Annotated in this window: 22 protein-coding genes; 8 read left to right on the forward strand and 14 right to left on the reverse strand. The window is 65.7% G+C overall.

Features of this window, described 5'->3' with window-relative positions; all coding sequences use genetic code 11:
* From KW836_RS26720 to KW836_RS26755, 8 genes are all read left to right on the forward strand, one after another.
* Positions 1 to 462, forward strand: a complete 462-nt coding sequence (locus tag KW836_RS26720; protein WP_218345217.1) for a DNA polymerase III subunit chi — start codon at positions 1 to 3, stop codon at positions 460 to 462.
* 52 nt (positions 463 to 514) lie between these two features.
* Positions 515 to 982 carry a hypothetical protein gene (locus KW836_RS26725; protein WP_218345218.1) on the forward strand — a complete coding sequence of 156 codons (468 nt, stop codon included), beginning with the start codon at positions 515 to 517 and terminating at the stop codon, positions 980 to 982.
* A 145-nt stretch (positions 983 to 1,127) separates the two neighbouring features.
* A complete protein-coding gene (locus tag KW836_RS26730; protein ID WP_175122939.1) occupies positions 1,128 to 1,838 on the forward strand; it encodes a Bax inhibitor-1/YccA family protein in 711 nt (236 codons plus the stop codon).
* 130 nt (positions 1,839 to 1,968) lie between these two features.
* The gene (locus tag KW836_RS26735) at positions 1,969 to 2,886 is read left to right on the forward strand and encodes an aldo/keto reductase (RefSeq protein ID WP_218345219.1); all 918 of its coding nucleotides are present in this window, start codon (positions 1,969 to 1,971) and stop codon (positions 2,884 to 2,886) included.
* 4 nt (positions 2,887 to 2,890) lie between these two features.
* On the forward strand, positions 2,891 to 4,180 hold the full coding sequence (locus tag KW836_RS26740; protein WP_218345220.1) for an NTP/NDP exchange transporter: 1,290 nt from the start codon (positions 2,891 to 2,893) through the stop codon (positions 4,178 to 4,180).
* Positions 4,181 to 4,270: 90 nt separating this feature from the next.
* The gene (locus KW836_RS26745) at positions 4,271 to 5,227 is read left to right on the forward strand and encodes a tripartite tricarboxylate transporter substrate binding protein (RefSeq protein ID WP_218345221.1); all 957 of its coding nucleotides are present in this window, start codon (positions 4,271 to 4,273) and stop codon (positions 5,225 to 5,227) included.
* A gap of 31 nt (positions 5,228 to 5,258) precedes the next feature.
* Positions 5,259 to 6,248, forward strand: a complete 990-nt coding sequence (locus KW836_RS26750; RefSeq protein ID WP_218345222.1) for a succinylglutamate desuccinylase/aspartoacylase family protein — start codon at positions 5,259 to 5,261, stop codon at positions 6,246 to 6,248.
* A 3-nt stretch (positions 6,249 to 6,251) separates the two neighbouring features.
* Positions 6,252 to 7,352, forward strand: coding sequence for a pyridoxal-phosphate dependent enzyme (locus tag KW836_RS26755; protein WP_218345223.1), 1,101 nt, complete (start codon positions 6,252 to 6,254; stop codon positions 7,350 to 7,352).
* 8 nt (positions 7,353 to 7,360) lie between these two features.
* On the opposite strand, the gene KW836_RS26760 is transcribed toward KW836_RS26755, so the two are convergent.
* From KW836_RS26760 to fabD, 14 genes are all read right to left on the reverse strand, one after another.
* Entirely contained in the window at positions 7,361 to 8,269 is a 909-nt protein-coding gene (locus tag KW836_RS26760; protein WP_218345224.1) for a LysR family transcriptional regulator, read from the reverse strand.
* Between the two features lie 16 nt (positions 8,270 to 8,285).
* Positions 8,286 to 8,873 carry a DNA repair protein RecO gene (gene recO, locus KW836_RS26765; RefSeq protein ID WP_175122946.1) on the reverse strand — a complete coding sequence of 196 codons (588 nt, stop codon included), beginning with the start codon at positions 8,871 to 8,873 and terminating at the stop codon, positions 8,286 to 8,288.
* Complete coding sequence (era, locus tag KW836_RS26770; RefSeq protein ID WP_056321933.1) at positions 8,866 to 9,756, reverse strand: GTPase Era; 891 nt, start codon at positions 9,754 to 9,756, stop codon at positions 8,866 to 8,868. The genes recO and era overlap by 8 nt, the downstream gene beginning before the upstream one ends.
* Positions 9,753 to 10,514, reverse strand: coding sequence for a ribonuclease III (rnc, locus tag KW836_RS26775; protein ID WP_175122947.1), 762 nt, complete (start codon positions 10,512 to 10,514; stop codon positions 9,753 to 9,755). The genes era and rnc overlap by 4 nt, the downstream gene beginning before the upstream one ends.
* A gap of 2 nt (positions 10,515 to 10,516) precedes the next feature.
* A complete protein-coding gene (lepB, locus tag KW836_RS26780) occupies positions 10,517 to 11,404 on the reverse strand; it encodes a signal peptidase I (protein WP_218345225.1) in 888 nt (295 codons plus the stop codon).
* 22 nt (positions 11,405 to 11,426) lie between these two features.
* Positions 11,427 to 13,220 carry a translation elongation factor 4 gene (gene lepA, locus KW836_RS26785; protein WP_191576748.1) on the reverse strand — a complete coding sequence of 598 codons (1,794 nt, stop codon included), beginning with the start codon at positions 13,218 to 13,220 and terminating at the stop codon, positions 11,427 to 11,429.
* A 292-nt stretch (positions 13,221 to 13,512) separates the two neighbouring features.
* Positions 13,513 to 14,997: a DegQ family serine endoprotease gene (locus KW836_RS26790; protein ID WP_175122950.1), complete on the reverse strand. Its 1,485-nt coding sequence runs from the start codon at positions 14,995 to 14,997 to the stop codon at positions 13,513 to 13,515.
* A 38-nt stretch (positions 14,998 to 15,035) separates the two neighbouring features.
* Entirely contained in the window at positions 15,036 to 16,124 is a 1,089-nt protein-coding gene (locus tag KW836_RS26795; protein ID WP_218345226.1) for a MucB/RseB C-terminal domain-containing protein, read from the reverse strand.
* Complete coding sequence (locus tag KW836_RS26800; protein ID WP_105237797.1) at positions 16,124 to 16,630, reverse strand: sigma-E factor negative regulatory protein; 507 nt, start codon at positions 16,628 to 16,630, stop codon at positions 16,124 to 16,126. Before KW836_RS26800 ends, KW836_RS26795 begins: the two co-directional genes overlap by 1 nt.
* A 12-nt stretch (positions 16,631 to 16,642) precedes the next feature.
* Positions 16,643 to 17,242: an RNA polymerase sigma factor RpoE gene (rpoE, locus tag KW836_RS26805; RefSeq protein WP_008161984.1), complete on the reverse strand. Its 600-nt coding sequence runs from the start codon at positions 17,240 to 17,242 to the stop codon at positions 16,643 to 16,645.
* 492 nt (positions 17,243 to 17,734) lie between these two features.
* Entirely contained in the window at positions 17,735 to 18,964 is a 1,230-nt protein-coding gene (gene fabF / locus KW836_RS26810; protein ID WP_175122952.1) for a beta-ketoacyl-ACP synthase II, read from the reverse strand.
* A 183-nt stretch (positions 18,965 to 19,147) separates the two neighbouring features.
* Entirely contained in the window at positions 19,148 to 19,387 is a 240-nt protein-coding gene (gene acpP, locus KW836_RS26815) for an acyl carrier protein (RefSeq protein WP_003813816.1), read from the reverse strand.
* A gap of 191 nt (positions 19,388 to 19,578) precedes the next feature.
* Positions 19,579 to 20,331 carry a 3-oxoacyl-ACP reductase FabG gene (gene fabG / locus KW836_RS26820; protein ID WP_175122953.1) on the reverse strand — a complete coding sequence of 251 codons (753 nt, stop codon included), beginning with the start codon at positions 20,329 to 20,331 and terminating at the stop codon, positions 19,579 to 19,581.
* A gap of 3 nt (positions 20,332 to 20,334) precedes the next feature.
* Entirely contained in the window at positions 20,335 to 21,270 is a 936-nt protein-coding gene (fabD, locus tag KW836_RS26825; protein WP_175137339.1) for an ACP S-malonyltransferase, read from the reverse strand.
* Positions 21,271 to 21,279: the final 9 nt, after the last annotated feature.

A 21,279-nucleotide genomic window follows, 5' to 3' on the forward strand; every position in this document is an offset into this window, starting at 1 on the left:
ATGACGCGCATCGACTTCGCCTTCGGCGCGCCCGACCGCCTGCGCATGGCCTGCCAGGTCGTGCGCAAGCGCGTCCTGGCCGGGCAGCGGCTGGTGGTGTACTGTAAAGACGGTTCGCGCCTGTCCGCCTTCGACCGGATGCTGTGGGCGTTCGACGACACGGCCTTCGTGCCGCACGTGCTGGCAAATGATTCGCTGGCCGCTGAAACTCCGGTGGTGCTCACCGCCGGGGATCCGCTGCAGGCCCTGCAGGCGGCGGGGCAGCCCGGCCAGCCCCAGCCCTGGCTGCTGAACCTCGACGACGATTGTCCGCCCGGGTTCGATGCTTTCGAGCGCCTGCTGGAAATCGTCTCGGACGACCCCGACGACAAGCAGGCGGCCCGGCAGCGCTGGCGAACCTACCTTACGGCCGGTCATACGCCGCAAAGCCACGACCTGAGCCGCAAGGCCCAGGGCGGCTGAACCGTCCCACGCGCGCCCGCGCGCCGCGTTCCACCAGACTACGGGAGTTTCCATGCCCGCTCGCCCATCCGACCCCGGCATCCCCACCCTGACCCATCGGGCCGAACCCTCGTTCCACGACCCGGCCGACGACGACGCCGATGCGCCGCTCTTGACCGAACTGGCCGACGAGGCGGGTCCGGTGTACGAAAACGACCCATATGAACATGACCCGTTTCCCGTCCTGACGGACGTGGCCGGCGACGACCAGCCGCCGGTGTTGCCGGTCTCGCGGACGTCCGAGCCGGCTGCCCCACTTGCAGCGCCAACGCCCCCCCCGGCGGCGCCTTCGCCAGCGGCCGCCCCCGCGCGCCCCGCCCCGCTGCCCGACGCCACCGTGCTCGCCGCGCGCCTGCAGGCCGAGGTCGAACAGCTCATGCAGCAGGCGCTTGCCGATGCGGTCAAGCAGCTTCAGGCGCGCATGGATGCGGAATTGCCTGCTATTGTTTCCCGCGTGCTCAACGAGGTTCGGCGAGGGTGATCCTCCGCCATGCGCAGGATCAATTTGCCCTGCAACGGGCAGACCTACTTCTTTCTCAAACTGGATTCTTCAGGGAACTGTAAGGTATCCTTCGCATCTAAGCCTTCTAGGCAATCACCATATTTGCCGTATACAGGAGTTCTCCATGAACGAATATCGTCCGTCCCCTTTTAACCGTTCCGGCTCTGTCGCCGGCGCGCCGGGCGAGGTCGCTCGCAACCAGGTCCTGCGCAACACGTACTGGCTTCTGGCCCTGTCGCTGATCCCGACGGTGCTGGGCGCGGCGGTCGGCCTCTACACCGGCATCAACCGCGTCATGGGCGCCAGCCCCGGCCTGTCGGCCATCGTCTTCCTGGTCGGCGCCTTCGGCCTGATGTTCGCCATTGAAAAGAACAAGAACAGCTCGCTGGGCGTCGTCCTGCTGCTGGCCTTCACGTTCTTCATGGGCGTCATGCTGTCGCGCCTGCTGGGCTTCGTGATGGGCATGAGCAACGGCTCGCAACTCGTCATGACGGCGTTCGGCGGCACCGCAATCGTGTTTGGCACCATGGCCACGCTGGCCACGACCATCAAGCGCGATCTGTCGGGTTTGCAGAAATTCCTGTTCATCGGCGCCGTCGTGATCCTGGTTGCCGCGCTGGCCAACATCTTCCTGCAACTGCCGGCCCTGATGCTGACCATCTCGGTGCTCGCCATCGTGATCTTCTCGGCATTCATGCTGGTTGACCTGCAGCGCGTGGTCAACGGCGGCGAGACCAACTACGTCTCCGCCACCCTGGCCATCTACCTGGACGTCTACAACGTCTTCTCGAACCTGCTGATGCTGCTGGGCATCTTCGGCGGCAACCGCGAGTAACGCGCCGTCGCCAGACCAGCACCGAAAGGGCCTGCATGCACAACATGTAGGCCCTTTTTCTTTGGCCAGCTTTGTTTGGCCCTCTTCCTTTGGCCCGCCTGTTCACCTTTTTCCTGCCCGGAGCTACGCCATGCCCGATCGCCGCCGCTTCCTCCAGACCACCGCCAGCGCCGCCTTCCTCGGAACCGTGTGGCCGGCATGGGCGGCTGAGCCGGCGCAAGCCATGCTCAAACGCCCGATCCCGTCGACGGGCGAAATGCTGCCCGTCGTGGGACTGGGCACCGCGGACACCTTCAACGTATCGCCGAGCGACGCGTCGGCCATGGCGCCGCTGGCCCAGGTGCTTGAAACGATGCTGAAGGCGGGCGGCACGCTGATCGACACGGCACCCAGCTACGGCGAGGCCGAGGCTGTCACAGGCGCGTTGCTGGCTCGCGAGGGCGGCCTGCGCAAGCGCGTGTTCCTGGCCACCAAGATCAGCACGCGCGGCCACGAATCCGCGATGCGCCAGGTGCGGCAGTCGCAAGAGGCGCTGCGCAGCGACAAGCTGGACCTGATCCAGGTGCACAATCTGATCGACACGCGCAACCAGCTCGCGCTGCTGCGCGACCTGAAACAGCAGGGCGTGACGCGCTACATCGGCATCACGCATTACACGGACCATGCCCACGACGATCTGACCGAGCTGGTTGAAAAGGAAAAGCCCGACTTCCTGCAGGTGAACCTGTCGATCGCCTCGCGCAGCGCTGAAAAGCGGCTGCTGCCCGCGTGCCAGGCCAATGGCGTCGCCGTGCTGATCAACCGGCCGTTCGAGGACGGCGCGCTGTTCCGCCAGGTCAAGGGGGTGGCGCTGCCCAAGCTGGCCGCCGAGATCGACTGCACTTCCTGGGCGCAGATCTTCCTGAAGTTCATCATCGGCCACCCCGCCGTCACGGCCGTCATCCCCGCCACGTCCAAGCCCGCCAACATGGCGGACAACGCGCGCGCCGGCTTTGGCCGACAGCCCGATGCCGCGCTGCGCGACCGCATCGCCGCGCTGCTCGCCTGACGCCATGGCGCCCGCCCCCCTGTCCTGGCGCGCCCGCATGTCGCGGGCGCTGGGCATCCAGAAGGACGAACTCGCTCCCGCCGCCTGCGGCTTCGCGTTTTTCTTCTTCCTCTTTTGCGGCTATTTCATACTGCGCCCGATCCGCGAGACGATGGGGATCCAGGCGGGCGTAAACCAGTTGCAATGGCTGTTCACCGCCACGTTTCTTGCCACCCTGGCCGTCGTGCCGCTGTTTGGCTGGATCTCCACCCGCGTGCTGCGCGCGACGCTGGTGACCTGGGTCTATGCCATCTTCGCGCTGACCATGGTGGGCTTTGCCGCCCTGCTCCACCAGCAGCCCGGTAGCGTCTGGGCGGCGCGCGCGTTCTATGTGTGGCTGTCGGTGTTCAACCTGTTCGTCGTGTCCATCGCCTGGAGCCTGATGGCCGATGTGTTTCGCATGGAATCGGCCAAGCGGCTCTTCGCGCTGATCGCGGCGGGCGCCAGCGCGGGCGGCCTGTGCGGCCCCCTGCTCGGCGCGCTGCTCGCTGGCGTGTTGGGTCCGGCGGGCCTGCTGGTGTTGTCGGCCCTGCTGCTGACCGCCACGCTGCCGCTCAAGCAATGGCTGCTGGCGTGGCGCGCCGCTTCCCGGCCGGAAGTGGGCCTGCAGGACATGCAGCGTCCCATCGAAGGCGGCATTCTGGCCGGGCTGGCGCGCATCTTCCAGTCCCGCTACCTGTTGGGCATTTCGCTGCTGGTCGTGCTGCTAGCCACGCTAAACACGTTTCTGTACATGGAACAGGCGCGGCTGGTTGCCGATGCGTTCCCCGACACTGCCCAGCGCATCCGGGTTTTCAGCGCCCTGGATTTCACCGTGCAGACGCTGGCATTGCTGTCGCAGATCTTCATCACCGGGCGCGTGGCCGCACGCCTGGGTTTGCGGTTCCTGCTGACCGCGGTGCCGCTTGCGGTGGCGCTGGCGTTCCTGGCGCTGGCCGCGTTCCCCGTGTTCGCCGTGCTGGCGGCCGCCATGATCCTGCGCCGCGCCGGCGAGTACGCGCTGATCCGTCCAGGGCGCGAAATGCTGTTCACGGCCGTCACGCCGGAAGACAAGTACAAGACGAAGAACGTCATCGACACCGTGGTCTACCGCGGCGGCGATGCCGCCAGCGGTTGGGTGAAGGCGGGCATCGACATGCTGGGCTACGGCGCGGCGCTGATCGCACTGCTGGGCGCCGTGGTGGCGTTGGGTGCGGCCGCCGTCGGCTATGGACTGGGCAAGCAGGCTGATCGGCGGAACGGCGACATGCCTTAACTTTTTCTGAATAACCATATTATTCATCCAAACGGAAACGCCGATTCCCGGACGCACAATGGCGCAGCCCTCAACGCCTCGGGAATCGTCATGAAACGCTCTGCCTGCCTTGCCGCCCTGTTGCTTTGCCTTGCCGCGCCGCACGCGCACGCCGACTACCCCGAACGCGCCATCACGCTGATCGTGCCGGCCGCCGCGGGCGGCAATGCCGACATCACCGCCCGCCTGATCGGTCAGGAGATGAGCCGGCTGCTCGGCCAGCCAGTCGTCGTCGAGAACCGCGTGGGCGCCGGCGGCCGCATCGGCACGCAGGCCGTGGTCCGGGCCCCCGCGGACGGCTACACCATCGGTTATGCCCACGTCGGCACGCTGGTGCTGCATCGGTACCTGTTCAAGCAGCAGCTCTACGACCTTGACCGTGACCTCAAGCCCATCGGCCTGGTCGCCGAGACCCCGAATGTGATCGTCGTGAATGCCGCGTCGCCGTACCGCGATCTGAAAGGATTCATCGAAGCCAGCCGGGCGCAGCCGGACCGCCTGACCATGACCTCGGCCGATCCGGGCACGACCAGCGAAGTTGGCGTCAAGCTGTTCATCGCCCAGACCGGCGCCGCGGTTCGGCAGATCCCCTACAAGGCCACGGCCGCGCAGCTCTCGGACCTGCTGGGCGGCCACGTGGACGCCATGATGGAAAACCTGCCGCCCTTGATCGGCAACCTGAAGGACGGCCGCCTGCGCGCGCTCGCCGTCACCACCCGCAAGCGGGCCGCGTCCAACCCGGACGTGCCGACGGTGGCCGAACAAGGCTATCCGGAGTACGAGCAGTCCGCGTGGAGCGCCCTGGTTGCACCGGCAGGCACGCCCGTTGCCGCGATCTCGCGGTTGAACGCCGCGATGAATCAGGCGTTGCGCTCGGACGTGGTGAGCCGCGAGTTGCGCAGCCGGTCGCAGGAACCCCTGGGGGGCACGCCGCAGGATGTCCAGGCCCAGATCAAAAAGGAGCTGCCCAAGTGGGAAAGCATCATCAAGGCCGCCACGCTGGATTGAACCGCGCCCGAACACCCAACGGAGCCTGCGCATGGCCAACGTAACCCGCGAGGATTTCTCCGTGGCCGCCGCCACCAACGCGTCGGCTTACCGGCGCGTCACGATCCCGGTGTTGCGGATCGAGGCGGACGCGGGGCCCGCCGTCGCGCTCATCGCAGGCGTGCACGGCGACGAATGGGAAGGCCAGGCCGCCATTCTGGATCTGTGGCATCGGTTGCCGGAGATTCTGCAACGCGGCACGGTCTATCTGCTTCCCGCCGTCAATGCGGAAGCGTCGCTGGCCGGCACGCGGCTGTCGCCATCTGATGGCGGCAACCTGAACCGCGCTTTTTTGGGCGAACCGGCGCGCGGCTACACCGAAAGCATCGCGGCGGCCTTGGAGGCTCGGCTGCTTCCCCGGGTGCAGGCCATGGTGGACGTGCACAGCGGCGGCGCGTCGCTGCGCTACCTGCCGTCATCGGTCATCACCCGCTACGGCAACGATGCGTATGACGAGCGTCTGCCGGCGCTCGCGCGGGCATTCGGACTGCCCGACTGCGTGTTCTTTCGCGGCGGCGAGGCCGGTTCCATGCCGGCGGCGGCCAGCCGTCACGGCGTGCTGCGGCTTTCAGCCGAGATCGGCGGCGGCCGGGAAACGAGCCAATCGCTGGCGGACAGCTGCCGCGACGGGCTGCTGGGCTGCCTGGCAGAGTTGGGGTTGCTGTCCCGTCCCGAGTCTGCACACCCCGCCCAGGATGCGCAGGTCCGCCTCTACGACCTGGACACCCCCGCCGCGACGCTGCGTGCCCGCGAGTCCGGCGTATTCGTTCCCGCCGTGGAGCTGGGACAATCCGTGGCCGCGCAGCAGCCCATCGGCCGCCTGATCGAACCGGCACGGCCCGACGTCCCTCCGCGCCCATTGCTCAGCCCACAGGCGGGCACCGTAGTCTGCCTGCGTCCCATCGCGCGCAGTGACGACGGCGATTGCCTGCTGCAGGTCGCGCCCCCTCTTTCCTTGGACTCTCTTGCTTCAAGATACTGACCCATGCAGATGAACCCCAGATTGTCCGGCCTGCGCTGCATCCGCTGCGCAACCCTCTGGCCCGCGGGCGACTATCCCGAAGGCTGCCCTTCGTGCCTGGCGGCTGGGCACCCCGCCACCCTGGAGTGCCAATACGACGCGCCGTCGCAGGACGGCGCCATACCCCTGCCGGTGCTGTCGGCCGTGACGTTGGGCGAAGGCGGCACCCCATGCCTGTCCGCGCCCGACCTGGCACACGAAGAAGGCGTGGGCGCGCTGTGGCTCAAGTGCGAAAGCGCCAATCCCACCGGCAGCCACAAGGACCGCATGTCGGCGCAACTGGTCTCGCGTGCGCGCCTGGCCGGCGCCACGCGCGTCGCGGCGGCCTCCAGCGGCAATGCGGGCGTGTCGCTGGCCGCCTACTGCGCGGCGGCCGGTTTGCAGGCCGACATCGCCATCACCCACAACTGCCCGCCGCTGCAGCGCGAAGCGATGGAGCGCTTCGGCGCACGGCTGCGCGCCTTCGAAGACAGCCTGGGCCGCTGGCCGTACGTGGCCGACCTGTGCCGCAACCACGGCGCGTTCGCGGGCACCAATTACCTCAATCCGCCGGTGGGCACGCATCCGTACGGCGTCGAGGGCTACAAGCCGATTGCTCAGGAAATCCTGGACGACTGCGGCCTGCCCACGGACATCATCGTCCCGACCGCGCGCGGCGACCTGCTGTGGGGCATCTTCCTGGGCTGGCAGCACCTGCTTCAGACCGGACGCATCGCCCGACTGCCCCGGCTGCACGCCGTGGAACCCTACGCCCGCCTGTCGCGCGCGCTGGAAACCGGCGACGCCCGTGGCCAATGGGAAAGCGCGACCCAGCAGTATTCCATTGCGGGCGGCACGTGCACGCTGCAAGCATTGGAAGCCCTGTCGCGGTCGGAAGGCATACCGGTGGAGACCTCCGACGCGCAAGCCGGGCAGGCCCGGCAACGCCTAGAGCGCATGGGACTGGGCGCGGAACTGTCGTCGGCCGCCGCGCTGGCGGCCGTCGCCCGGCTCAGGCGGGCCGGAAAGCTGGATGCGGAATCCAACGTGGTGCTGATGCTGACGTCCGACGGTCGCCGGGGCTGATCCCCGGGCTACACACCAAACCGTTCGACCAGCGGCGCCAGTGCGCCGCGCAGGCACGTCGCCCAGAACCTGCCGGCTTCGGACAACGGGCGGCTGCCGTGCACGATCATGTGGCATTCGAAATGCACGGGCGCCTCGAGCGGCCGGTAGGTAAGGCCCATGGCCTCCATGCCCAGCGCCGTAGCCGGGTTGGCGATTCCCACCCCATGCCCGGCCAGCGCAAGCTGACACACGGTGCTGGAATACGGCGTCTCGATCGCCACGCGCAGGCTTTGACCGGCCTGGCGCAAGAGCGCATCCAGCCGCTTGCGCGATCCGTCTTCGGCGTTCAGCGCAATCACATCGACTTCGGCCAGATGGGAGAAATTCACCGATTCCAGGCGCGCCAGCGCATGGCTGGCGGGAAACACGGCCACCGCGCGCAAGCTGGCCAGACGATGCCCGCGCAGCCCTTCGAGTTCGGATTCATCGGCCACCGCCGCCAGATCCAATTCCCCGGACACCACCATGTCGCGCAGCGTGTTGGAATCTCGGATCTGCAGGTATAGCGGCGTATCCCGATAGCGCACGCGAAAACGCGATATCGCATCGCTGACGATCGCGCCGCTGTAGGCGTGGATGCAGCCGATGCGCAGCCGCGGCTGCGCCGCGCCGCGGATCGCCCGGATCTTGCGTCCCAGGCTTTCCAGGCCCACATTCAAGCGGCGGATCTCTTCATACAGCAGCGTAGCCTCGGGCGTGCGCTGCATGCGCTGGCGCACGCGCTCGAACAGGCGCAGCTCGATGCTGGCTTCCAGCGAGGCCAGCGTTGCGCTGACGGTTGCAGGCGACACGTCCAGGCGCCGTGCGGCGGCGGTGACGCTTTCCGTCTCGTAGACGGTGCGGAAGGTTTCGACCTGTTTGAGCGTGAACGTCATGAGGCCGGCGGGGGGATCAGATGCGTTGCAGGTCCAGCAGCACGCGCCGCGTGGACAGCGGACGGCCCGCCAGAATCTCGGCCAGGCGCGCGCGCAAGTCGGTGCGCAAGGCGGGCTCGATGGCAGGGTCGTCGAAATCGGGCGGCGCCTCGTCGACGCCGTAGCCCGTTTCGCGCAGCAAGGTCCATTCGAAGCGGCGCAGCGCCCCGGCCGCGCGAGTGCCGGCAGACAGTTGCTGCAAGGCCATGTCGTATGCGTCGAACAACAGCGGATGCGCGTCCTCGCGCGGCAGCAGGCGCAGCAGCAGTTCGTTCATGTACCAGGCGGACATGAGCGCGGCCCCGGCCAGCGGCCGGATGCCGGCAATCTCGGCGCGCGTCAGCGTCTTGACCTCGCCGTTGCCCGTCCAGGACAGCAGCAGCGGCTGGAAAGCCGACAACACGGGGCGCAAAACGGAATAAGGGCGCTTGGCGCCCTTGGCGACCATGGCCACGCAGCCATGATCGCGAGAAAAAGTCTGGACAATCAGGGAGGTTTCACGCCACGCGGTGGCGTGAAGCATGAACCCCGGTCGATCCTGGACGCGTGGCGCCCGTCTACTCATAACCCAAGTCGCGCAGCGCACCCTCGCGGTCGGACCAGCCCTTGCGCACCTTGATGTAGACCTCCAGATGCACGGGTTTGTCCAGCAGCTTGGCAATGTCCTGCCGCGCCTCGGTGGCGATCCGCTTCATGTGCATGCCGCCCGTGCCCAGCAGGATGGGCTTGTGGCTGTCGCGCTCGACGACGACACAGGCGTTGATGGTGGCGCCCTTGGCGGTCTCTTCCCATTGCTCGATGACGACCGTGCAGCCGTAAGGCAGCTCGTCGCCCACCAGGCGGAAGATCTTCTCGCGCACCAGTTCGGCCGCGATGAAGCGCATGGGACGGTCGGTCAGCGTGTCTTCCTCGAACATCGGCTCGCCTTCCGGCAGGCGCGATGCGATTTCGTCAAGCAGCTGGTCCAGTTGCTGATTCTTGGTGGCGCTGACCGGCACCACGGCGCCGAACGGATGCTGCGCCATGATCTTGGACACGAACGCGAACAGATCGTCGCGGTTCTTCAGTGCATCGATCTTGGAGACGACCAGGATCGTGCGTTCGGGGTTGGGCAACAGCGGCAGCAACTTGGCGTCGCCTTCGGACCACTTGCCGGCTTCAACCACATGCACCACCACGTCCACGTCGGCCAGGGCCTGCGTGACGACGCGGTTCATCATGCGGTTCATCGCGCCACCGTGGCGCGTCTGGAAACCGGGGGTATCGACGAACACGAACTGCTCGTGCTCGCGCGTCAGCACACCGTGGATGCGGTGGCGCGTGGTCTGCGCCTTGCGCGACACGATGGAAATCTTGGAACCGATCAGGGCGTTCGTCAGCGTGGACTTGCCCACGTTGGGGCGGCCGACGATGGCAACGAAGCCGGTACGAAAAGGTGTATCGCTCATTTAGTCTCTTGAGCCACTGCCACGGGCAGCGACAATTGCGCGGTTTTGCGCGCCTTGCCCGACTTGCGGGCAGCCTTGGTGGCCGGGCTGACGGCCAGCGCGGCCTCGAGCGCCAGCTTGGCGGCCGACTGCTCAGCGGCGCGGCGGCTGGCGCCGGGCGCCATTACCTTGATATCGAGCGCCGGAATGGCGCACTCGACTTCGAACTGCTGGCTGTGGGCCGCGCCGTGCGTGGCCACCACCGTATACAGCGGCAGGGCCAGCTTGCGGCCCTGCAAAAATTCCTGCAGCAAGGTCTTGGCGTCCTTGCCGAGTGTCTTGGGATCCACGGATGCCAGCACCGGCTGGTATTGGCGCACGATCACACGGCGCGCTGCCTCGAAACCCGCATCCAGGAAGACAGCGCCGAAAATCGCTTCGACCGTGTCGGCCAGAATGGACGGGCGGCGGAATCCGCCGCTCTTGAGTTCGCCTTCGCCCAGACGAAGGTACTGGGACAGTTCCAGCCGCTGGGCGATATCTGCCAGCGACGCCTGCTTGACCAGGTTGGCCCGCAAACGCGACAGATCGCCCTCGTCGATTTTTGAATAGCGTTCGAACAGCATCGCCGCCACGACGAAGTTCAGCACGGAATCCCCAAGGAATTCCAACCGCTCGTTATGGCGCGCACCGTGGCTACGGTGCGTCAGCGCCTGTTCAAGCAAGGCCGCATCACCGAAGTGGTAATCCAGGCGGTTTTCTAGCGTGGCTAGCGACATAATCAGTTGAATCGGCCGATACGGCTCAGATCGCTGAAGTTCATCCAGATGAAGAAAGCGCGGCCGACGATGTTGGCTTCCGGAACGAAGCCCCAATACCGGCTGTCCGCGCTGTTGTCCCGATTATCGCCCATGGCGAAATAATTGCCCTCGGGTACTTTGCAGCGTACCCCATTGTGGCTGTATTGGCAGTTTTCACGGTACGGAAAAGTCCACCTCTCCGGGGAATACACCTGCGGAACCTTCTCTTCCAGCAGGATCTTGTGCTCAACGTCGCCCAACTTCTCTTTATATTGCGCGATGTATGAAACACGATCCGGCTCGAAATAGTCACCATCACGCACGTGCGGGACCAGTTCGCCATTGACATAAAGCTTCTTGTCGATGTATGCGACTTCGTCGCCCGGCAGGCCCACGACGCGCTTGATGTAGTCGACGTTCGGATCAACGGGGTACCGGAACACAAATACGTCGCCGCGCTTCGGCTCGCCGACGGGGATGACCTTCTTGTCGATCACGGGCAGGCGCAGACCATAGCTGAACTTGTTCACCAGGATCAGGTCGCCGGACTGCAGCGTGGGCAGCATCGAGCCGGACGGAATGCGGAACGGCTCGACCACGAACGAGCGCAGCATGAACACGAACAAGATGACGGGAAAGAAGCTGACCGCGTATTCGACCCACCAGGGCACGCGCCGCGCGGCGTCGCCGGCTTCGCGCCGCAGGCGCTCGGCCTCTTGCGCATCGCCCACCAGTGCCGCGTCGTATTGCGCCATCGCGGCCTGCGCACGGCGCTCACGCCCCTTGCGCAGTACGGCCAGATCGAGCACCCAGATAACGCCGGTAACCACCAGCAGAATAAAAAGGATCAGGGCAAAGTTCCAACTCATCAGCTAATCGCCTTCTGGGGTTCTATTTGTCTTCCACCTGCAGGATGGCAAGGAACGCCTCCTGCGGAATTTCCACGCTACCCACCTGCTTCATGCGCTTCTTGCCCGCCTTCTGCTTTTCCAGCAGCTTCTTCTTGCGCGAGATGTCGCCGCCGTAGCACTTGGCCAGCACGTTCTTGCGCAGCGCCTTCACGTTCTCGCGCGCGATGATTTCGGCGCCGATAGCCGCCTGGATGACCACGTCGAACATCTGGCGCGGAATCAGGCCGCGCATGCGGGTCACCACGTCGCGCGCGCGGTGGCGCGCGTTGCTGCGGTGGACGATGACGGCCAGCGCGTCGACGCGGTCGTTGTTGATCAGCAGGTCGACACGCACCACGTCAGCGGAGCGGTATTCCAGGAACTCGTAGTCCATCGAGGCATAGCCGCGCGACACGGACTTCAGCTTGTCGAAGAAGTCCAGCACGATCTCGGCCAGCGGAATCTCGTACACCAGGTGAACCTGGCGGCCGTGATAGCTCATGTTGACCTGCACGCCGCGCTTGTTGTTGCACAGCGTCATGACCGGACCGACATAGTCCTGGGGCATGAACAGCGTGACCTTCACGATGGGCTCGCGGATGTCCTGGATCTTGCCGATCTCGGGCATCCGCGACGGGCTTTCCACGGTGATCACGGAGCCATCGCGCTGCTCGACTTCGTACACCACCGACGGCGCGGTGGTGATGATGTCCATGTCGAATTCGCGTTCCAGACGCTCCTGCACGATTTCCATGTGCAAGAGGCCAAGGAAACCGCAGCGGAAACCGAAGCCCAGCGCTTGCGACACTTCGGGTTCGAACATCAGCGCGGCGTCGTTGAGCTTGAGCTTTTCGAGCGAATCGCGCAGTTGGTCGTATTCGGAGCTTTCGACCGGATACAGCCCGGCGAACACCTGCGGCTTGACTTCCTTGAAGCCCGGCAACGGGTTGGCGGCGGGCTTGTTGGCCAGCGTGACGGTGTCGCCGACCTTGGCGTCTTCAAGCTGCTTGATGCCGGCGATGATGAAGCCCACCTCGCCCGCCGACAGATGCGGACGCTGCTGCGACTTGGGCGTGAACACGCCGGTCTGCTCGCACAGGTGGGTGGCGCCGGACGCCATCAGCAGGATCTTGTCCTTGGGCTTGAGCACGCCGTTGATGATGCGCACCAGCATGACCACGCCGACGTAGTTGTCGAACCACGAATCAATAATCAGCGCCTGCAGCGGCGCATCGGGATCGCCTTCCGGGGCGGGCACGCGGGCCACGATGGTTTCGAGGATTTCGTCGATGCCCATGCCGGTCTTGGCGCTGGCCAGCACGGCGTCCGAGGCGTCGATTCCGATGACGTCCTCGACTTCCTGGCGGGCGCCTTCGGGATCGGCCTGCGGCAGGTCCATCTTGTTCAGCACCGGCACGACTTCCACGCCCAGTTCGATGGCGGTGTAGCAGTTGGCCACCGTCTGCGCTTCCACGCCCTGCGATGCGTCCACCACCAGCAGTGCGCCTTCGCAGGCGGACAGGGACCGGCTGACTTCATACGAGAAGTCCACGTGCCCCGGGGTGTCGATCAGGTTCAGGTTGTAGATCTTGCCGTCCTGCGCCTTGTAATGCAGGGCGGCCGTCTGGGCCTTGATGGTGATGCCGCGCTCGCGCTCGATTTCCATGGAATCGAGGACCTGCGCCGACATCTCGCGATCCGCCAGTCCGCCGCAGCGCTGGATCAGGCGATCGGCCAGGGTCGACTTGCCGTGATCGATGTGGGCAATGATGGAAAAGTTGCGGATATGCTGCATGCTTGAATTTATAAGGGACGGAACAGACGGCACACGGCCGGGAGACACCGCCGCCGGAATGTGCACGGCCGACGTGTGAGGCGCTGACGGGCTAGGCCCGGACAAAACTGAGGGGGCGCCAAGCGCCCCCTCTTGCGGCAACCAGCCATTTTAGCCGGTCTTGAGCCATTTTTTTTGTCCGGGGCGCGCCCCGGGACAAAAAGCGCCCTGGGGTGGCCGCACCTGGCGGTTTCCCGCCATGCTCGCTGCCCGGTGGCGGCGCCGGGCAGGCGCCCGCCGGTCCGGGCCGTCATCACTTGGACGCAGGCACCGCTACCCATTGCGTCTGGTCGCCACGGCGCACCAGCAGGCCCGTCGCGCGGCTCTTGTCCAGCTTGGCGACCAGTTCGCCGAACTGCTTTGCGCCGGTGACATCGGTGTCGTTCAGCGCCAACACGATGTCGCCTTCCTGCAGACCCGCCTTCGCGGCAGCGCCATCGGCAACCTTCACCTGGACGCCGCCCTTGATGCGTAGCTTCTTCTGGGTATCGGCGGGGACGTCGATGACGCCCAGGCCCAGCGCGTTGGTGACCTCAGGTTCCGGCGCAGGCTTCTTGCCGGCGGCAGCGGCCTTCTCGGTGGGGATCTCGCCCACCTTGACCGACAGCGTCATGCTTTTGCCCTTGCGCCAGATTTCCATGTCGGCGCGCGTGCCCGGCTTGGTCTCGCCGACGATGCGCGGCAGGTCGGACCAGCGCTTGATCGGTTCCTTGTTGAACTTCAGGATCACGTCGCCCGGCTGCACACCCGCCTGCTCGGCAGGGCCTTCGGCTTCAACGCTGCTGACCAGCGCGCCTTCTGCCTTGGGCAGGCCGATGGCCTCGGCCACATCCTTGCCGACTTCACCGATCTGCACGCCAACCCGGCCACGCGTGACCTTGCCGGTCGTGCGCAGTTGGTCCACCACGCGCATGGCTTCGTCGATCGGAATGGCCAGCGAGATGCCCATGAATCCGCCGCTGCGCGAGATGATCTGGGAATTGATGCCCACGACCTCGCCGTCCAGATTGATCAGCGGGCCGCCCGAATTGCCGGGATTGACCGCCACGTCGGTCTGGATGAACGGCAGGTATTCGCCGGTATCGCGGCCGATGGCGCTGACGATGCCGGAAGTGACGGTGGAATCCAGGCCGAACGGCGAGCCGATGGCGAGCACCCACTGGCCCTTCTTGAGCTTTTTGGGATCCCCGATCACCAGCGGCGTCATGTCCTTGGCTTCGATCTTGATGAGCGCCACGTCCGTACGCTCGTCCGTGCCGATGACCTTGGCCTTGAATTCGCGTCCGTCGGTCAGGGTGACGTAGATGTCCGTCGCGTCGACGACCACGTGGTTGTTGGTCAGGATGTAGCCGTCGGCCGACACGAAGAAGCCCGAACCCACGCCGCGCGGCACGGTGCGCTCTTCAGGCGGCGTCGGTTGCGGACGCTGGCGCGGATTGGGCGATTGCGGTCCGGGCGGCTGGAATTCGGGACCGAAGAACCAGCGGAACAGTTCGTAGGGATCGCTGCCGCCAGGACCATTGCCGCCGCCGCGCACCGGAACCGTGGCGGTCGTGCGGATGTTGACGACGGCCGGATCGGCCTTTTCAACGATAGCCGTGAAGTCGGGCAATCCGACCGCGGCAGGCGCCGTCTGCGCCACCGTCACCGGCACGTAGGCGGTGGACAGCATGGCCCCCGCCGCGACAGCCGCCAGAAAGCGCCGGAAAAAAGCGTTCGAGACCGTCATTGCTTTCATATGTCACTCCGAAATTGCTGCTTGCGGAACGGCGGGAATTATTTGGCCCCGCCCTCCGCGGGTGCGGCTGCCGCGGGTGCGGGAGGCACGTACTCAGTGGCCTGCGCAAGTTGTTCCAGCGTGGCGGCGGGCACTTCGCCCACCGCGGTCAGCCAGAAATCCGCAATGCGCGCGCCATATACATTGATCGCGCCGCGCTGGGACGCGCCGTGCGCCGGCTGGTGGTTGCGCTGGCTGTCATAGGGCTCGATGAAGACCGAGATTGCCGCCAGGCCGTCGGACAGCACCATCTGGCTGACCGGCAATCCGCGCTTCATGGCGCGTGAGACCTGCATGATCGTCTTGAAGCCGTCGGGCGCCGGAATGCGCCAACCCTGCGCCGCCAGGTCCACGGGCTGCATGTTGGCCTCGAGCACCTTCCAGTCGCGGGTATTCCAGCGCGAGGACAGCGATTGCGGATCGACTTCGGAGCCCAATCGCAGCGAGGTGAACGACACCTGCTCGACCACGCCACGCGCGGCATTGAGCGTCTGGGCCTTCAGCAGCAGATTGGTTTCGACGTCCGCGCACAGGCGATAGCCGTAACGCAGCTTGTCCAGCGGTTCGATCGTGATCAGCCGGCATTCGCGGCCAGCAACGCGGTGCGGCGTGGGTTCCGTGCGGATCTTGTAGTGTTCCGACAGGTTGGCCGGATCGCCCAGCAACAAGCCGGGGAAGCGATCTCCGCGGCGGCGCTCGACAAGCACGGTCTTGCGTTCGGGGATCAGGCACTGCACGTCGTCGTTGTGACGCAGGTATTCGCGCGGCTGGCCGTCAAGGATCTCGAGGCGTTCGCGCTCGCCGGTGCCATCCAGGACGTGCACGAGGCGCGAGGACTGGATAACGTCGCCCTGCTGATACATGAAGACGCCGGCGTAGTCCTGCTTGCGGGCCGCCTGCTGAATGCGCGTGAGCAGCTGCACGACGTCTTCAGTCTGGCCGGCCGGCGTGGCGCCAGCGGCGGCCGCGGGACCGTGCGCGGCAAGGAAAGCGGTGAGGAGCGTGGCGGCGAACCAGCCGGCGCGATGAGCCTGCCACGAGGCAGCTCGTCCCAGCACCGGCCAGCGTGATGGAAGCACAAGCGCCATCAACGTCCCGCTCCGACATCGAACGACACCTGCCGGACCGCGCTGGGGCCGGCCATCTGGCGATGGGCCTCCAGGTAGTCGCGCAGGCCCGAGTCGTCGGAGGCCGAAGCCGGCGAGCTGGCGTCGGCCAGCACGCGCACATCCGTCGCCGGCGAGCCGGTGACGTACGGCTGCGCCACCCACGCGACCGTGGCCACTGCGGCGGCGACGGCCAGGCCGGACAGGCCCATGCGCAACGGCGAGCGGCGCCGAGGCGCCGCTACGATGGGCAGTTCCGCGTCCAGCGCGCGCGCCAGACGGGCCGAGAAGGCCGCGCTGGGCGTCAGCGCCAGATCGGAATTGCGCAGGGAATCACCAATCAAATGATAGGTGTCCCAGGTCTGACGTCCCTCTTTGGACAACAGACTGGGAAGAATATCGTCGGAATCTTCTCCGTCCATCCAGGCGGAAACCGATTCCTCCCAGGAGGACTCGGCGATCTCAACGGATTTGGCTGCTGTTTGCATGACTGCCACTCCTTACCAGCGACGCTCGACATCGGTGTCGAGCAACGGACGCAACTTGGTCGCAATGGCTTCACGCGCACGAAAAATGCGGGAGCGCACCGTACCGATCGGGCAATCCATGCTCTGGGCGATGTCTTCGTAACTCATACCTTCGATTTCACGCAGGACAATTGCGGTGCGCAATTCTTCAGGTAGTTCCTCAATGGCCGCGTTCACCGTCTCGGCGATTTCGCGGCTGGCAACCATGGATTCCGGCGTGCTTATATCCGTTAGGTTGTCGGTTTCGTTAAAAGTTTCACCGTCTTCCGTTTCAATCGCGTTGGGCGCGCTGGGGCGCCGCCCCTGCGAGGCGAGCCAGTTGCGCGCCGTATTGATGGCGATGCGGTACAGCCAGGTGTAGAAGGCGCTTTCGCCGCGGAACTGGGGCAAGGCGCGGTACGCCTTGATGAAGGCCTCCTGCGCCACATCCTCGATTTCGGCGGGATCGCGGATCATCCGGGCCAGCAGACGGAGGATCTTGCGCTGGTACTTGAGCACCAGAAGGTCAAATGCCTTCTTGTCGCCCCGCTGCACGCGGGCGACAAGCTCGGCGTCGACTTCGCGCTCGCTCATGAGGCCTCCCGCAAAGGACGCGTCGGGCGTGCCTGCCGCGCCGTTCCCGCGACGAGGCGCAGACGGCGCCAGGATTCGGGTCGCAGCGTGTGCTTCCAGACGGTGAGGGTGATTTTGCTAGTGGTAAAGGCCGTACTCCCGGTGGGCAAAGGCTGCAGGATAAGCGTCAGCCACGCTGGGCCCCGTTGCTGGTCCAGGAGCAGCGCGTCCTGCCAGCCTTGCGGCCGGCGTAGCTGCCAGTGGCCAGTCCCGGTCGCGGTACGTAGCGCCGTTACCGGGGACGGGGCGTTCCGAGCCGAGTGTAACAGCCCGGCCAAGAGGAATAGAAGGGCCAGGAGCGCGGCCGCAGCCCAGGCATAACCATGCCAGGCTGCCGCTGTCAGCACGCTGGCCGCCGCAGCGGCCAGCGCCAGCCCGAAAAGCACGACGGCTCCCCTGGGCTGCGAGACAGGTAGGCGGAACGACCAACGCCCCCCGACCAAGTCGTCCAAATCAGACCCGGCGAACGGCCATCGAGCCGTTGGTGCCGCCAAAGCCGAACGAATTGGACAGACCCACGTCGATCTTCATCTGCCGCGCTTCGTTCGCGCAGTAATCCAGATCGCATTCCGGATCCTGATTGAAGATGTTGATCGTCGGAGGCGAGACCTGGTTGTACACAGCCAGCGTCGTGAACACGGCCTCGATGCCGCCGGCCGCGCCCAGCAGGTGGCCGGTCATCGATTTGGTCGAGTTGACCACCAGCTTCTTGGCGTGGTCGCCGAACGCCAGCTTGAGCGCGTCGGTTTCGTTCTTGTCGCCCAGCGGCGTGGACGTGCCATGCGCGTTGACGTACTGGACGTCTTCGGCATTCAGGCCGCCGTTGCGCAGCGCGTTGATCACGCCGCGGCGCGGGCCGTCCTTGTCCGGTGCGGTGATGTGGTGGGCATCGGAGCTCATGCCGTAGCCAGCCAGTTCACCGTAGATACGCGCGCCGCGCTTCTTGGCGTGCTCGTATTCTTCCAGCACCAGGACGCCAGCGCCCTCGCCCAGCACAAAGCCGTCGCGGTCGCGGTCCCAGGGACGCGATGCGGTCTGAGGATCATCGTTGCGGGTCGACAGCGCGCGCATGGCGGCAAAGCCGCCAATGCCCAGCGGCGACACGGTGGATTCGGCGCCGCCAGCCACCATGACGTCGGCATCGCCGTATTCGATAAGGCGTGCGGCATCGCCAATGCAATGCAGGCCGGTCGTGCAGGCCGACACCACGGCGTAGCTGGGGCCCTTCATGCCGTAGGCGATCGACAGATGCCCGGAAATCAGGTTGATCAGCGAACCCGGCACGAAGAACGGCGAAATGCGCCGAGGTCCCTTGGCAAGGTAATCGACCTGGGTTTCTTCGATGCGCGGCAGACCGCCGATGCCGGAGCCCACGATCACGCCGATACGCTCGGCGTTTTCTTCGGTGACTTCCAGGCCGCAATCGCGCCAGGCCTGCATTCCGGCAGCCAGGCCGTAATGGATGAACGTATCCATCTGGCGGGCTTCCTTGGCCGAAATATAGGTACTGATGTCGAAGTCTTTGACTTCGCCAGCAATGTGGGTGGTGATGGCCGAGGGATCGAAACGGGTGATGCGGCTGATGCCAGAACGTCCGTTGACGATATTGTCCCAAGCGGTGGTCAGATCATTTCCTACGGGGGAAACGATACCCAGGCCGGTGATGACGACACGTCGCTTCACGGATGACTCCTCAAACAGACAAAAGAAAGGCGGTTTTCGGGATGCGCTGCGCGTGTGGACCACATGAAGGCAGGTGAGGCATTACAACGCCCGACCTGCCGGTGGACCACACGGCACTCCTGAAACCGCCCTGATTCCAGGTTGGCCGACGTAATCGGGCAACCAGGACGATATAGGCTGAGCTTACTGCTTACCGTGCGAATTGATGTAGTCAATCGCTTGTTGCACGGTCGTGATCTTTTCGGCCTCTTCGTCGGGGATCTCGGTCTCGAATTCGTCTTCGAGGGCCATGACCAGTTCGACCATGTCGAGCGAATCGGCACCGAGGTCGTCAAGGAAGGAGGACTCGTTCTTGATCTCGGCTTCGTTGACGCCAAGTTGTTCAGCGACGATCTTCTTGACGCGCTGTTCGATGCTTTCCATGCAGATCTCCAATTGGGAAAAATCCCGCGAATTATAGCCAAGCGCGGAGTGATGCAACGCCTGACCGTGACAAAAATAACACCGCGCATTTGTTCTGTCGCCGAGACCGGCGCAGGTTGACCATGTGCGGCGTTTCCGGAGAATCGCGCGCCGCCTTGCCGGCTGCCCGGCGGCGGCGAGTGATTCGTGATTTATTGCATGTACATCCCGCCGTTGACGTGCAGGGTGGTGCCGGTAATGTAACCCGCCTGCGGCCCGGACAAAAAGGCCACGGCATGCGCAATGTCAGCCGGCGACCCCAAACGGCCCAGCGGAATCTGTTGCAGCAGCGCCGCGGTCTGGTTTTCACCCAGCGCACGCGTCATGTCGGTGTCGATGAAGCCAGGCGCCACGCAGTTCACGGTGATGTTGCGGCTGCCCAGTTCACGTGCCAGAGCACGCGCCATGCCCGCCACGCCCGCCTTCGCGGCTGCGTAATTGGCTTGGCCCGCGTTGCCGCTGGAGCCCACCACGGAAGTCACGTTGATGATGCGTCCCCAGCGGGCCTTCATCATGCTGCGCAACACGGCGCGCGACAGGCGGAAGACGGAAGCCAGGTTGGTGTCGATGACGGCCGACCAATCGTCGTCCTTCATGCGCATCGCCAGCGTATCACGGGTGATGCCGGCGTTATTGACGAGGATGTGCGGACCGCCGCCTTCCTTGCCCAGCGCGTCGATCAGCGCATCGCAGGCAGCGGCGTCGGTCACATCCAGCACCACGCCGCGGCCGCCGAAAGGCGCCAGCGCTTCAGTGATGCCAGCCGCGCCCGATTCGGACGTGGCGGTGCCGACGACGGTTGCGCCGCGCCCGGCCAGTTCCAGGGCGATCGCCCGGCCAATGCCGCGGGTCGCGCCCGTGACGAGCGCGATCTTGCCCTGCAGTTCGGTCGAGGTGTTGTCCATTGATCAGTTTCCGTTGACGGCTGCCATCGCCGCTTCCAGCGAAGCAGGATCGGTGATGGCCAGGCCGGTGAGTTCGGGGTCGATGCGCTTGGTCAGGCCAGCAAGCACCTTGCCCGGACCGCATTCGATGACGTGCGTGACGCCTTGCGCCTTCATGGCGCGCAGGGTTTCGACCCAGCGCACAGGATGCCACGCCTGACGAACCAGCGCATCGCGGATCGCGTCGGGGTCGGTGGGCGAAGCCACATCGACGTTGTTGATGACCTGCACTTGCGGCGCGGACACAGCGGCGCCGGCAAGCGCGCCAGCCAGCACGTCGGCGGCGGGCTTGAGCAGGCTGGAGTGGAACGGCGCGGATACGGGCAGCAGCAAGGCGCGCTTGGCACCGGCAGCCTTGGCCAGTTCGCAGGCGCGTTCAACCGCGGCCTTGTGGCCGGCGATCACGACTTGCGCGGGCGCATTGAAGTTGACGGCTTCGACCACTTCGCCTTGAGCGGCTTGCGCACACGCGGCGCGCACGGCGTCGTCGTCCAGGCCCAGGATGGCGGCCATGGCGCCGGTGCCGACCGGCACGGCGGCCTGCATGGCGTCGGCCCGCACGCGCACCAGGCGCACGGCGTCTTCCAGCGCCAGCGAACCGGCGGCGGTCAGCGCGGCGTATTCGCCCAGGCTGTGGCCGGCCACGACATCAGGCTTGCGACCGCCCGCGGCGATCCAGGCGTTATAGAAGGCAACGCCAGCGGTCAGCATGGCCGGCTGCGTATTGGTGGTCAGGTTGAGCTGTTCGACGGGACCCTGCGCGATCAGCGCGCCCAGGTCCTGACCCAGCGCCTGCGAGGCCCGTGCGACGGTGCCCGCGACCGCCGCCACGCCGGACCAGGCGTCCAGCATGCCGACAGCTTGCGAACCCTGGCCAGGAAAGACAAAAGCGATTTTCATGATTGAGCG

It is taken from the genome of Achromobacter sp. ACM05, assembly GCF_019218915.1.
Classification (GTDB): Bacteria; Pseudomonadota; Gammaproteobacteria; order Burkholderiales; family Burkholderiaceae_B; genus Achromobacter; species Achromobacter animicus.